Source organism: Streptomyces sp. NPDC097981 (genome assembly GCF_040302565.1).
Classification (GTDB): Bacteria; Actinomycetota; Actinomycetes; order Streptomycetales; family Streptomycetaceae; genus Streptomyces.
This window is the reverse complement of sequence record NZ_JBEORW010000045.1, coordinates 33,395-46,569: the sequence shown is the minus strand read 5'-3', so window position 1 is coordinate 46,569 and position 13,175 is coordinate 33,395. Positions and strand designations below refer to the sequence as shown.

12 protein-coding genes are annotated in these 13,175 nt (G+C 71.6%); 9 read left to right on the top strand and 3 right to left on the bottom strand.

The features are described from left to right. Nucleotides 1-232: 232 nt before the first annotated feature. Nucleotides 233-910 (top strand): response regulator transcription factor, encoded by a 678-nt coding sequence (locus tag ABTY04_RS32535; protein WP_030865957.1) that lies wholly within the window; start codon nucleotides 233-235, stop codon nucleotides 908-910. Between the two features lie 16 nt (nucleotides 911-926). Then, nucleotides 927-2,192 (top strand): sensor histidine kinase, encoded by a 1,266-nt coding sequence (locus tag ABTY04_RS32530; RefSeq protein WP_352217034.1) that lies wholly within the window; start codon nucleotides 927-929, stop codon nucleotides 2,190-2,192. 40 nt (nucleotides 2,193-2,232) lie between these two features. Here ABTY04_RS32530 and ABTY04_RS32525 read toward each other — a convergent pair whose 3' ends face one another. After that, a complete protein-coding gene (locus ABTY04_RS32525; protein WP_352217033.1) occupies nucleotides 2,233-2,775 on the bottom strand; it encodes a GtrA family protein in 543 nt (180 codons plus the stop codon). Nucleotides 2,776-2,889: 114 nt separating this feature from the next. Between ABTY04_RS32525 and ABTY04_RS32520 the strand changes: the two genes are divergently transcribed. The 4 genes from ABTY04_RS32520 to ABTY04_RS32505 all read left to right on the top strand — a co-directional run bounded on the left by ABTY04_RS32520 (nucleotide 2,890) and on the right by ABTY04_RS32505 (nucleotide 7,124). Next, entirely contained in the window at nucleotides 2,890-4,137 is a 1,248-nt protein-coding gene (locus ABTY04_RS32520) for a 5-(carboxyamino)imidazole ribonucleotide synthase (RefSeq protein ID WP_502996762.1), read from the top strand. Beyond that, nucleotides 4,134-4,670 carry a 5-(carboxyamino)imidazole ribonucleotide mutase gene (gene purE, locus ABTY04_RS32515; protein ID WP_352217032.1) on the top strand — a complete coding sequence of 179 codons (537 nt, stop codon included), beginning with the start codon at nucleotides 4,134-4,136 and terminating at the stop codon, nucleotides 4,668-4,670. The genes ABTY04_RS32520 and purE overlap by 4 nt, the downstream gene beginning before the upstream one ends. Next, nucleotides 4,667-5,845 carry a dipeptidase gene (locus tag ABTY04_RS32510; RefSeq protein WP_352217031.1) on the top strand — a complete coding sequence of 393 codons (1,179 nt, stop codon included), beginning with the start codon at nucleotides 4,667-4,669 and terminating at the stop codon, nucleotides 5,843-5,845. The genes purE and ABTY04_RS32510 overlap by 4 nt, the downstream gene beginning before the upstream one ends. Before the next feature lie 148 nt (nucleotides 5,846-5,993). After that, on the top strand, nucleotides 5,994-7,124 hold the full coding sequence (locus ABTY04_RS32505; RefSeq protein ID WP_352217030.1) for a membrane dipeptidase: 1,131 nt from the start codon (nucleotides 5,994-5,996) through the stop codon (nucleotides 7,122-7,124). Nucleotides 7,125-7,154: 30 nt separating this feature from the next. Here the strand turns inward: ABTY04_RS32505 and ABTY04_RS32500 are convergent, their stop codons facing one another. Continuing rightward, on the bottom strand, nucleotides 7,155-8,498 hold the full coding sequence (locus ABTY04_RS32500; RefSeq protein WP_352217029.1) for a UDP-glucose dehydrogenase family protein: 1,344 nt from the start codon (nucleotides 8,496-8,498) through the stop codon (nucleotides 7,155-7,157). Nucleotides 8,499-8,685: 187 nt separating this feature from the next. On the opposite strand from ABTY04_RS32500, the gene ABTY04_RS32495 reads away from it, so the two are divergent. Together ABTY04_RS32495 and manB are read left to right on the top strand one after the other, a co-directional pair. Next, nucleotides 8,686-9,843 carry an acyl-CoA dehydrogenase family protein gene (locus tag ABTY04_RS32495; RefSeq protein WP_352217028.1) on the top strand — a complete coding sequence of 386 codons (1,158 nt, stop codon included), beginning with the start codon at nucleotides 8,686-8,688 and terminating at the stop codon, nucleotides 9,841-9,843. Between the two features lie 114 nt (nucleotides 9,844-9,957). Further along, a complete protein-coding gene (manB, locus tag ABTY04_RS32490) occupies nucleotides 9,958-11,037 on the top strand; it encodes a mannose-1-phosphate guanylyltransferase (protein ID WP_352217027.1) in 1,080 nt (359 codons plus the stop codon). Between the two features lie 61 nt (nucleotides 11,038-11,098). Here the strand turns inward: manB and ABTY04_RS32485 are convergent, their stop codons facing one another. Then, nucleotides 11,099-12,463, bottom strand: coding sequence for an LCP family protein (locus ABTY04_RS32485; RefSeq protein WP_352217026.1), 1,365 nt, complete (start codon nucleotides 12,461-12,463; stop codon nucleotides 11,099-11,101). Nucleotides 12,464-12,619: 156 nt separating this feature from the next. Between ABTY04_RS32485 and ABTY04_RS32480 the strand changes: the two genes are divergently transcribed. Then, nucleotides 12,620-13,171 (top strand): acyl-CoA thioesterase, encoded by a 552-nt coding sequence (locus ABTY04_RS32480; protein WP_352217025.1) that lies wholly within the window; start codon nucleotides 12,620-12,622, stop codon nucleotides 13,169-13,171. Nucleotides 13,172-13,175 lie beyond the last annotated feature (4 nt).

Genomic DNA, 13,175 nt, shown 5'->3' with positions numbered 1-13,175 from the left:
ATAGAGACCCTTGGCTCGCTTTTCGGCACAAAGGTCTCAGAGGTAGTGCATCAGGCGTCTCGCCACCATACGACACGACACGGCGGCATATGAATGGACTTGAGACATGGATCACAGGCCATCAGGGAACCGTTTGGCCACAATCGAAGGGCCCCCCTGGACATAAGACCAGATCGGCAGGGGTGTGCGGGCACGCCCCTGCACATCGCCGCCGCGGACTACCATCACCCACATGACGCGTGTACTGCTCGCCGAGGACGACGCATCCATCTCGGAGCCCCTGGCCCGCGCCCTGCGCCGGGAGGGGTACGAGGTCGAGGTCCGGGAGGACGGCCCCACCGCCCTGGACGCGGGACTTCAGGGCGGCGTCGATCTCGTCGTCCTCGATCTGGGCCTGCCGGGCATGGACGGCCTGGAGGTCGCCCGCCGGCTGCGCGCCGAGGGCCACGGCTTCCCGATCCTGGTGCTCACCGCCCGTGCGGACGAGGTCGACACGGTCGTCGGCCTGGACGCCGGCGCCGACGACTACGTGACCAAGCCCTTCCGCCTGGCCGAGCTGCTGGCCCGGGTCCGGGCCCTGCTGCGGCGCGGCGCCAACGACGCCACCCAGGCGCCCGCCACCCACGGCGTGCGGATCGACGTCGAGTCGCACCGCGCCTGGATGGGGGAGGAGGAGCTCCAGCTCACGGCCAAGGAGTTCGACCTGCTGCGGGTCCTGGTCCGCGACGCCGGCCGGGTCGTCACCCGCGACCAGCTGATGCGCGAGGTGTGGGACACCACCTGGTGGTCCTCCACCAAGACCCTCGACATGCACATCTCCTGGCTGCGCAAGAAGCTGGGCGACGACGCCGCGAACCCGCGCTACATCGCCACCGTCCGCGGGGTCGGCTTCCGCTTCGAGAAGAGCTGAGCGGCCTCCCGGAACCATGCGCCGCCGCCTGATCAACTCCACGCTCGCCGTGGTGCTCGTCGTCATCGCCGTCTTCGGGGTCTCCCTGGTGATCGTGGAGACTCGGACGATCACCAGCAGCGCCCAGGACCGCATCGAGTCCGAGGCGCTGCGCCTGGTGGGCATCGTCGAGGCGAGCGTCCTGGAGCACAAGCCCATCGACGCCCAGGCCCTCGCCGAGCAGCTGGACGAGGGCGGGTACGCCCGGATCACGGTCCCCGGGCAGCCGCCCGTGGACGTCGGCGACCGGATCCCCGACAGCGTCATCCGCGGCACCGCCAAGGGTGAGCAGGGCGAGACCGTGGTCGTCGAGGAGTCGCGCTCCACGGTGACCCGGGAGGTCGGGCGGACCCTGGCCGTGGTCGGCGCCGTGGCGCTGCTCGCCGTGGTGGCGGCCGTCCTGCTCGCCGTACGGCAGGCCAACCGGCTGGCGTCCCCGCTCACCGACCTGGCCGAGACGGCCGAGCGGCTGGGCTCCGGCGACCCCCGGCCCCGGCACAAGCGGTACGGGGTTCCCGAGCTGGACCGGGTCGCGGACGTGCTGGACTCCAGCGCGGAACGGATCGGCCGGATGCTCACCGCCGAGCGGCGCCTGGCCGCGGACGCCTCGCACCAGCTGCGCACCCCCCTCACGGCCCTGTCGATGCGGCTGGAGGAGATCACGGTCACCGAGGACCTGGAGACCGTACGGGAGGAGGCGAGCATCGCCCTGACCCAGGTGGAGCGGCTCACGGACGTGGTCGAGCGGCTCCTGACGAACTCGCGGGACCCGCGGACCGGCTCGGCGGTCCCCTTCGACCTGGACGAGGTCGTCAAACAGCAGGTGGAGGAGTGGCGGCCGGCTTACCGCAGTGCGGGCCGGGCCATCGTGCGCTCCGGCAAGACGGGCATACGGGCCGTCGGTACCCCGGGCGCGGTCTCGCAGGTGCTGGCGACCCTCGTGGAGAACGCGCTGATGCACGGTGGCGGCACGGTCGCGCTGCGTACCCGGGTGATCGGGAACCAGGCGGTGCTGGAGGTCACGGACGAGGGGCCGGGGGTCCCGCCCGACCTCGGCAACCGGATCTTCGAGCGGGCCATCAGCGGCCGCAACTCCACCGGGATCGGCCTGGCGGTGGCCCGGGACCTCGCGGAGGCCGACGGGGGCCGCCTGGAGCTGCTCCAGACGCAGCCGCCGGTGTTCGCGCTGTTCCTGAGCCGGACGGCGCCGGAGCGGCCGGAGCCGGAGCACACGGTCCGCTGAACCGGCCGGGCCGCCGCCGGGACGCGGTCGGGCGGTCCGGCTACTTGCCGGCTGGCTCGGGGGCGCGCGCGGCGCTCGGCCCGCTCCCGGCTCCGCCGCGCGGCGGAGCGGCCGCCGAGGCCGGAGCCGGGGCCCCGCCGGGCTCCGGCAGGGCCTTGAAGACCCAGGTGCGGTACGACCAGAAGCGGAACACGGTGGCCGTGCCGATGCCGATGAACTTGAACACGTTGCTGGCGAGGGGGCCGTCCCAGCCGAACCCGTACGTGGCGGTGTACAGCACGCCGTTCTCGATCACCAGGCCGATCACGCTGAAGGCCACGAACAGCGGCAGTTCGCGGGAGCTGCCGGAGCGGGCGCGCTCCCGGTAGGTGAAGTACCGGAAGCCGATGTAGTTGGTGATGATGGCCACGACGGTGGCTATGACGCCGGCCCGGACGACCTGGAGGTCCGTCGTGTGGCGGATCAGGTTGAAGACACCCAGGTTGACGAGCACACCCACGCCGCCGACGGCCCCGAACTTCGCGACCTCACGGGCGAGGCCGCGTACGCGATCGAGCGCGGATCCCTGCTGCGGCGTGCTCATGTGATGGATCAGTCCTGTCCTTCGCCGCCCCGCGCGGGGGCGTCCGGGAGACGTCTGCCGCCTCGGTCAACCCGCCCATGCTAAGTGTCGCCCCAGGGGCCCGTCTGTGCCTTCGTGCACCGTGCGACGCACGGCACACGGGGAGGCGGTGACGAGCCGTTTCGATCAGAACGTGCCAGGGTCACGTCCGGATGGCGGAATACCGGCGGATACTCTGGAGGGGTGACGTTCCCGGTAGTCGGCATGGTCGGCGGCGGACAGCTCGCCCGCATGACCCACGAGGCGGGTATCCCCCTCGGCATCAGATTCAAGCTCCTCAGTGACACCCCACAGGACTCGGCGGCCCAGGTCGTGAGCGATGTCGTCATCGGCGACTATCGCGATCTGGAGACGTTGCGCGCCTTCGCGCGCGGCTGCGATGTGATCACTTTCGACCACGAGCACGTGCCCATCGAGCACCTGCGGGCCCTGGAAGCGGACGGCATCCCCGTCCGCCCGGGGCCCGATGCGTTGATGCACGCCGCCGACAAGGGGGTGATGCGTGCCAAGCTCGACGAAATCGGTGCCCCGAGTCCCCGCCACCGGATCGTGAGCGACCCGGCGGACGTGGCCGTCTTCGCGGACGAGGTGGGCGGCTTCCCGGTCATCCTCAAGACCGTGCGCGGCGGCTATGACGGCAAGGGCGTGTGGTTCGTCCGGACCACCGAGGACGCGGAGGCCCCGTTCAAGGCCGGCGTCCCCGTCCTGGCAGAGGAGAAGGTCGACTACGTCCGCGAGCTCGCGGCCAACATCGTCCGCTCCCCGCACGGCCAGGCCGTGGCCTACCCCGTCGTGGAGTCCGTGCAGGTCGACGGGGTGTGCGACACGGTGATCGCCCCCGCCCCGAACCTCTCCGAGGAGCTGGCGGGCGAGGCCCAGGCCCTCGCCCTGCGCATCGCCAAGGAGCTCGGCGTGACCGGCCACCTGGCCGTGGAGCTGTTCGAGACCACCGACGGCCGCATCCTCGTCAACGAACTGGCGATGCGCCCGCACAACAGCGGCCACTGGACCCAGGACGGCGCCGTCACCTCCCAGTTCGCCAACCACGTCCGCGCGGTCCTGGACCTCCCCCTGGGCGACCCGCGCCCCCGGGCCCGCTGGACCGTCATGGCGAACGTGCTCGGCGGGGACTACCCCGACATGTACGCGGCGTACCTGCACTGCATGGCCCACGACCCGCAGCTCAAGATCCACATGTACGGCAAGGACGTGAAACACGGCCGCAAGGTCGGCCACGTCAACACCTACGGCGACGACCTGGACGATGTGCTGGAACGCGCACGTCATGCAGCCGGCTACCTCAGAGGAACCATCACCGAATGAGCACCTCCACCGCAGGTCCCGTCATCGGCATCGTCATGGGCTCGGACTCCGACTGGCCCGTGATGGAGGCCGCCGCCCAGGCCCTGGACGAGTTCGAGATCCCCTACGAGGTCGACGTGGTCTCCGCGCACCGGATGCCGCGCGAGATGGTCGCGTACGGGGAGCAGGCCGCCGAGCGCGGCCTCAAGGCGATCATCGCCGGGGCCGGCGGCGCCGCCCACCTGCCCGGCATGCTCGCCTCGGTGACCCCGCTGCCGGTCATCGGGGTCCCGGTGCCGCTGAAGTACCTCGACGGCATGGACTCGCTGCTGTCGATCGTCCAGATGCCCGCGGGGGTTCCCGTCGCCACCGTCTCCGTTGCCGGGGCGCGCAACGCCGGGCTGCTGGCCGTACGGATGCTGGCCGCCCACGACACGGAGCTGCTCGGCCGCATGAAGGACTTCCAGCAGGAGCTGAACGACCAGGCCACCGAGAAGGGCAAGCGGCTGCGGACGAAGGTCGCCGGCGCGGAGTCCTTCGGGTTCGGCAAGTGAGCGCCGCGCAGCGCCTGGGCGAGGCGCGCGAGCTGCTCGCCGAGCATCCGGTGGTCGACGGGCACAACGACCTGCCCTGGGCGCTGCGCCAGCAGGTCCGCTACGACCTGGCACAGCGCGACATCGCAGGGGACCAGACCGGCCGCCTGCACACCGACATCCCCCGGCTGCGCGCCGGAGGCGTCGGCGCACAATTCTGGTCGGTGTACGTCCGCTCCGACTTCGCCGGGGACGAAGCGGTCAGCGCCACCCTGGAGCAGATCGACGCCGTCGCCCAGCTGATCGACCGTTATCCCGCGGACCTGGTGCGGGCACTGACGGCGGACGACATGGAGGCGGCCCGCGCCGACGGCCGGATCGCCTCGCTGATGGGCGCCGAGGGCGGCCACTCCATCAACAACTCGCTCGCCACGCTGCGCGCCCTGCACCGGCTGGGCGTGCGGTACATGACGCTCACGCACAACGACACGATCGACTGGGCGGACTCGGCGACGGACGAGCCGCGCCACGGCGGTCTGAGCGACTTCGGCCGTGAGGTCGTCCGCGAGATGAACCGCATCGGCATGCTCGTCGACCTCTCGCACGTCGCCGCGACGACGATGCGGGACGCGCTCGCCGTCTCGGCCGCGCCGGTGATCTTCTCGCACTCGTCCTCGCTGGCGGTCTGCGACCACCCGCGCAACGTCCCGGACGACGTGCTGGCGCAGCTGCCGGGCAACGGCGGCGTGGCGATGGCCACGTTCGTACCGAAGTTCATCCTCCCGGCGGCGGTCGAGTGGACCCTGGCCGCGGACGAGAACCTGCGGGCGCACGGCTTCCACCACCTCGACACCACGCCCCAGGCGATGGCCCTGCACCGGGCCTTCGAGGCGGAGCGCCCGCGCCCGGTGGCCACGGCCGCCACCGTCGCCGACCACCTGGACCACATGCGGGAGGTGGCCGGCGTCGACCACATCGGCATCGGCGGGGACTACGACGGCACGGCCTTCACCCCGTCCGGGCTGGACGACGTGGCGGGCTACCCGAACCTGATCGCGGAGCTGCTCACCCGCGGCTGGTCGCGCGCCGACCTGGCCAAGCTGACCTGGTCCAACGCGGTACGGGCGCTGCGCGACGCGGAAGCGGTGGCGCGCGAGCTCTCGGCGTCCCGCGGCCCCTCCAACGCGGTGCTGTAGCCGCCGAGGGCTCTTCCCGGCGGATGCGGCGAGGCGATGAGACCCGCGGGTTACACCCGAACGCCACATCCGCCGGGCGATCCGGCCGTGCCTCGTGTCACGGTGGCAGCATCTCTCCCTGCTGCCGCCGAGACCGGAGCCGAACGCCATGGCCGACCTGCAGGATGAACCGAACGCCGTTTTCCCGGCGCACACGGCGCACAGCGCGCCGGCCGCGCACACGGCGTACACCACCGACACGGTCCCCGTGGACCCCGGCTCCGCCGGAGCCGAGGACCTGCCCGCCGCGGTGGTGGGCAGTGCCCTGGAACGGGCCGTCGCACTGCTGTCCGTGCATCCCGTGGCGGACGGGCACAACACCCTTGTCTGGACCCTGCGCCAGAGTCCGTACCACGACATCGACACCTCGGACACCGGTGTCGACACCGACATCCCGCGGCTGCGCGCCGGCGGGGTCGGTGCACAGTTCTGGTCGCTGCTGGTGCCGCGCGAGGCCGAGGCCGCCGACCAGGTGGTGTCCGACACCCTGGAACAGATCGACGTGGCGCTGTCCCTGATGCGCCGATATCCCGAGAGCCTGTGCCTCGCGCTGACCGCGGACGCCATGGCCGATGCCCGCAACCGGGGCCGGATCGCCTCGTTCCTGGGCCCCGTACCCGGCCGTACGCTGACGGATTCGCTGGGCGCGCTGCGCGCGTTCCACGCGCTGGGCGTACGGATCCTCGCGCCTGCGGGAGCGCCCTGGGCCCGCCAGGAGCTGACGCCCTTCGGCCACGAGGTGGTCAAGGAGATGAACCGGCTGGCGATGCTGGTGGACCTGACCGGCTGTGTGCCGGAGGTGGCCTGCCAGCTCACGGGCGCCTCGAAGGCCCCGGTGATCGTCTCGCACACCGCGGCGGCGGCGCTGAACCCGCATCCGGGGAACGTGAGCGACGAGGTGCTGCTGGCGCTGCGGGCGGCGAACGGTCTGGCGATGGTCACCTTCGACCCCGCGCAGACCGGGGACTCCCTGCACGCGGTGGCCGACCACGTGGAACACGTACGGGCGGTCGCGGGCCCGCACTGCGTCGGCCTCGGCGCCGCCTTCGGCACCGAGCCGGGCGTCCCCCGGCCGACGGGCCTGACCGATCCCTCGGGCTATCCGCTGCTGGTCGCGGAACTGCTGGACCGGGGCTGGACGGAGACCGACCTGGCTCTGCTGACCTGGGAAAACGCCCAGCGGGTGCTGCGCGACGCGGAGTTCACGGCGCGCGCCGCCCAGCACCGCAGGCCGGCGTAGGCCGCGATCTTGGCCCTGGGCCCCACCCGCTCAGGCGCGGGGGCGGCCCATCGCGCGGTACGTCCAGCCGGCCGCGCGCCAGCGCTCGGTGTCGAGCGCGTTGCGGCCGTCGAGGATGAGGCGGTCGGTGACGACCGAACCCAGCTCCACCGGGTCGAGGTCGCGGAACTCGCGCCATTCGGTGAGGTGCAGGACGACCTCCGCGCCGCGGGCCGCTTCCAGAGCGGAGTCCGCGTACCCGAGGGTCGGGAAGACGCGGCGGGCGTTGTCCATGCCCTTCGGGTCGTAGACGGTGACCTGGCCGCCCTGGAGGTGGATCTGCCCGGCCACGTTCAGTGCGGGGGAGTCGCGTACGTCGTCGGAGTCGGGCTTGAAGGTGGCGCCGAGCACGGCGACCCGCTTGCCGAGGAAGGACCCGCCCACGGCCTCGCGCGCCAGCTCGACCATGTGACCGCGCCGGCGCATGTTGATGGAGTCGACCTCGCGCAGGAAGGTCAGCGCCTGGTCGGCGCCCAGCTCGCCGGCGCGCGCCATGAACGCACGGATGTCCTTCGGCAGGCAGCCGCCGCCGAAGCCGATCCCGGCGCGCAGGAACTTCGCGCCGATCCGCTCGTCGTGGCCGATGGCCTCGGCCAGCTTGACCACGTCGCCGCCGGCCGCCTCGCAGACCTCCGCCATCGCGTTGATGAAGGAGATCTTCGTGGCGAGGAAGGAGTTGGCGGCGGTCTTGACGAGCTCGGCCGTCGGGAAGTCGGTCACCACCAGCGGGGTGCCCTCCGCCATCGGCGTCTCGTACACCTCGCGCAGCACCTTCTCGCCGCGGTCGCCCCGGACGCCGATCACGATCCGGTCGGGGTGCAGGGTGTCCTGCACGGCGAAGCCCTCCCGCAGGAACTCCGGGTTCCACGCCAGCTCCACGTCGGAGCCGGCCGGGGCCAGCTCGGCCAGCTTCGCGGCGAGCCGCTCCGCCGAGCCGACCGGCACGGTGGACTTGCCGACGACCAGCACCGGCCGCGTCAGGTGCGGGGCCAGCGATTCCATCGCGGAGTCGACGTAACTCATGTCGCACGCGTACTCGCCGTGCTTCTGCGGGGTGTTGACGCAGACGAAGTGGACGTCGCCGAAGGCGCCGACCTCCTCCCAGGACCGGGTGAAGCGCAGCCGCCCGGTGGAGCCCGGCAGGCCCGCGACGTGCGCGGCGAGGAGCTCCTCAAGTCCGGGTTCGTACATCGGCACCCGGCCCGCGGACAGCATCTCGATCTTCTCCGGCACCACGTCCAGCCCGAGCACCTCGAAGCCCAGCTCCGCCATCGCCGCGGCGTGGGTGGCGCCGAGGTAGCCGGTGCCGATCACAGTGATCCTGAGGGGGGCCATGGGTGCTCCAGAGGTGCGGGGCCGTTTGCGGCCACTGAGCATAGTCGGGCCGGTCCGGGGGGACGTTCCCCAGGAGACCCGGCTGTCACGCAGCTCACGTACTCCGTACATATCGCTGCCGGGAGGCCGAGCACTAAGATTTGGGTTACTTAACGGTAGTTAGCATCACACTTGGGGAGTGAGAGTCTTGGCGGGTTCTGCCGACTTCGACCTGTACCGCCCGGCCGAGGAGCACGACATGCTCCGCGAGTCCGTCCGCTCGCTCGCCGAGGCGAAGATCCTGCCGTTCGCGGCCGTGGTCGACGAAGAGGCCCGCTTCCCGCAGGAAGCCCACGACGCGCTCGTCGCCAACGACCTGCACGCCGTCCACGTCCCCGAGACCTACGGCGGCGCCGGCGCCGACGCCCTCGCCACCGTGATCGTGATCGAGGAGGTGGCCCGCGTCTGCGCCTCCTCCTCCCTGATCCCGGCCGTGAACAAGCTCGGCTCGCTCCCCGTGATCCTCTCCGGCTCCGAGGACCTCAAGAAGAAGTACCTCGGCCCGCTGGCCAAGGGCGACGGCATGTTCTCGTACTGCCTCTCCGAGCCCGACGCGGGCTCGGACGCCGCCGGCATGAAGACCCGCGCCGTGCGCGACGGGGACTTCTGGGTCCTCAACGGCGTCAAGCGCTGGATCACCAACGCGGGCGTCTCCGAGTACTACACGGTCATGGCCGTCACCGACCCGGAGAAGCGTTCCAAGGGCATCTCGGCGTTCGTCGTCGAGAAGGGCGACGAGGGCGTCTCCTTCGGCGCCCCCGAGAAGAAGCTCGGCATCAAGGGCTCCCCGACCCGCGAGGTCTACCTCGACAACGTGCGGATCCCCGCCGACCGCATGATCGGCGCCGAGGGCACCGGCTTCGCCACCGCGATGAAGACCCTCGACCACACCCGCATCACCATCGCCGCCCAGGCGCTCGGGATCGCCCAGGGCGCCCTGGACTACGCCAAGGGCTACGTCCAGGAGCGCAAGCAGTTCGGCAAGCCGATCGCCGACTTCCAGGGCGTGCAGTTCATGCTCGCGGACATGGCCATGAAGATCGAGGCCGCCCGTCAGCTGACCTACGCGGCCGCCGCCAAGTCGGAGCGCCTCGACGGCGACCTGACCTTCTTCGGCGCCGCGGCCAAGTGCTTCGCCTCCGACGTGGCCATGGAGGTCACCACGGACGCCGTCCAGCTGCTCGGCGGCTACGGCTACACCCGTGACTACCCGGTCGAGCGCATGATGCGCGACGCGAAGATCACGCAGATCTACGAAGGCACGAACCAGGTCCAGCGCATCGTCATGGCGCGCAACCTGCCGTAGCGGCCCCCGCAAGCCGGAGGCGACAGCACTGTTCGGCCGCCTCCGGCCTGCGCAGCCCCCCGGATGGGCTAACTTGGGACCTTCGTAGCCCGAACCGGGTGGGGAGAGGGAAATTTGGAAGCCATCCTGCTGGTCGGGGGGCAGGGGACGCGTCTGCGCCCCGTCACGGTCAACACCCCCAAGCCCATGGTGCGCGCGGCCGGTGTCCCGTTCCTCGCCCACCAGATAGCCAGGGCCGCTGCCGCCGGTGTCACGCACATCGTGATGGCCACCTGCTATCTCGCCGAGGTCTTCGAGCCGTACTTCGGCGACGGCTCCGCCTTCGGTGTCTCCCTGGAGTACGTCGTCGAGGACGAGCCGCTCGGCACCGGCGGAGCCATCCGCAACGCCGCGCAGCGGCTGACCGGCGGACCGGACTCCTCCGTCCTCGTCTTCAACGGCGACATCCTCACGGGCCTGGACATCGCCGGGCTCGTCGACGCCCACAAGGCGGCCGCCGCCGACGTCTCCCTGCACCTGGTGCAGGTCGAGGACCCGCGCGCCTTCGGCCTGGTCCCCACCGACTCCGAGGGGCGGGTGCTGGCCTTCACCGAGAAGCCGCAGACCCCCGAGGAGATCATCACCGACCAGATCAACGCCGGCTGCTACGTCTTCCGCCGCAGCGTGATCGACTCCATCCCGGCCGGACGCCCCGTCTCCGTCGAACGCGAGACCTTCCCCGGCCTGCTCGCGTCCGGGGCCAGGCTCCACGGCGTCACCGAGAACACGTACTGGCTGGACCTCGGCAAGCCCGAGTCCTTCGTCCAGGCCTCCGCCGACCTCGTCCGCGGAGTCGTGTCCTCACCGGCCGTGCCGGGCCCGCGCGGCGAGTCCCTGGTGCTCCCGGGCGCCGAGGTGGCCGCCGGGGCCAAGCTGTGCGGAGGCACCGTCGTGGGCGCCGGAGCGCGTGTCGGGGCGGGCGCGGTCGTCGAGGGTTCCATCGTGCTCGACGGGGCGGTCATCGGCCCGGACACCCAGGTCCGCGCCAGCCTGATCGGCGTAGGCGCCTCCGTGGGCACGCGCACCGTACTGGACGGCGCGGTCCTCGGCGACGGAGCCGTCGTCGGCCCGGACAACGAACTGCGCGCGGGCGCACGGGTGTGGTGCGGGGCCGAGCTGCCCTCCGCCGCGGTCCGCTTCTCCTCCGACCGCTGACACCGCACACGACGATGCCGCCGGCCACGAGGCCGGCGGCATTCCCGCTCTCCGGCCCGCGTCACCGGTTGCCGGCGACGGTGACCTTCTCGTCGTTCTGGATCTGCTTGACGAGCTGCTGCACCTTCGGCTTGTCCCAGAGCAGGTTGCCGCCGCGCTCGCCCGCGATCGGCATGTTCATCGACACGCCCTCGCCGCCGCTGATGCCCTTCATCGCGAAGAACATGTCCGCCATGTCCCACAGGGACATGTCCTTGTCCACGATCAGCGTGTCCAGGCCCGCGCCCAGCACCGGGTACAGCTTGAACGGGTTGAGGACCGTGCCCGGCGTGGCCGCCTGGTTGGCCAGCGTCGCCAGGAACTTCTGCTGGTTCTTCGTACGCGCCAGATCCGACTCGGCGAACGCGTACCGGGTCCGGACGAAGGCCAGCGCCTGGCTGCCGTTGAGGGTCTGCTCGCCGGCCTTGAAGTCGGCGCCCGACTTCTCGTCCTTGAAGCCCTTCTCGATGTTCATCTCGACGCCGCCGAGCGCGTCGACGATGTTCGCGAAGCCCGCGAAGCCGATCTCCGCGTAGTGGTCGATCCGCAGGCCCGTGTTGTACTCCACGGTGCGCACCAGCAGCTCGGGGCCGTCGTCCGCGTACGCCGCGTTCAGCTTGGTGTGCTTGCCCGCGCCGGGGTACTTCTTCCCGGACTCCGAGCCGACGAAGGACGGGATCTCCACGTCCGAGTCGCGCGGCAGCGAGACCATCGTGTTGCCGCTGGAGCAGGCCGCCAGGATCATCATCGAGTCGGTGCGCTTGCCCTCGGCCGAGCCCGTGTGGAGCTTCTTCTTGTCCTCGTCGGACAGGCCCTCGCGGCTGTCGGAGCCCACGATCAGGTACGTCGTGCAGTCGCCTTCCTTCGGGCGCTCGATGACCTTGGCGAGGTCGACCTCGCGGCGCACCTTGGAGTCGGCCCAGAAGTAGGTGCCGATGGTGGTCGCGAGCAGCGCCGTGACCAGCACGATGGAGCCGATCTTGATCCGCTTGCGCCAGTCCGGGGCCGGTCCGGCCGGGCGGCCCGGCCGCGCCGACGGCGGCTCCCCCGGCCCGCCGGGCCCCCCGGGACCCCCCGGACCGGCCGGGCCGCCGGGACCGGCCGGGCTGCTCTGCGGGCGCCCGTAGACCTGGCCGGTGTTGTAGCCGCTGTCGTATCCGCCGTACGTGTCGTGGTCCGGGGCCTGCTGCGGCGGTACCCCGTACGCGGGCGGCTGCCCGGGCCGGGCCGGCGGCTGCGCCGGTCGCTGCGGTTGCTGCTGCGGCACCGGCCGCTGCTGGCGCTGGACGTGCGGCATCCGCCGGGCAGCTTCCGGCTGCGCCTGTGCGCTGCCGCGTCCGTACCGGTCGTCGCCGCTGTCGTTGCGCCCCTCGGGCCACTCACTCATGCCGCCTAGGATGCCTGGCCGGACAGCGTGCCCGACAGCCCGGGCGGAGCTTCGTTCCGGTGCTGTTGCACACCTGATGCCTCCGCGTCGGCTTTGGGGGGTGGCCGGCGGATCATGGCCGGGCCCGGGCCGCCCGGCACCCCCTAAGGTGGCGGTATGACACAGATACCGGGCGTGACGGCCGACGACCTGCGGGGCAAGCCGGTCTCGGCCTCGCGGACCACCCTCAGCCACATCATGACGGCCAACGACACCAACCTCCTCGGCACGGTGCACGGCGGCGTGATCATGAAACTGGTGGACGACGCGGCCGGCGCCGTCGCCGGGCGCCACTCGGGCGGCCCCGCGGTCACCGCTTCCATGGACGAGATGGCTTTCCTCGCCCCGGTCCGCGTGGGCGACCTGGTCCACGTGAAGGCGCAGTGCAACTGGACCGGCCGCTCCTCCATGGAGATCGGCGTACGGGTCCTGGCCGAGCGGTGGAACGAGTCGACCCCCGCCACCCAGGTCGGCAGCGCCTACCTCGTCTTCACCGCCGTGGACGCCGAGGGCAAGCCCCGCACGGTCCCGCCGGTGCTCCCCGAGACCGACCAGGACCGGCGCCGCAACCAGGAGGCCCAGATCCGCCGCACGCACCGGCTGGCCCGGCGCCGCGCGATCATGGCGTTGCGCGAGGAGCGGGCGGCCCAGGGCTTCGACGACGACTGAGCCC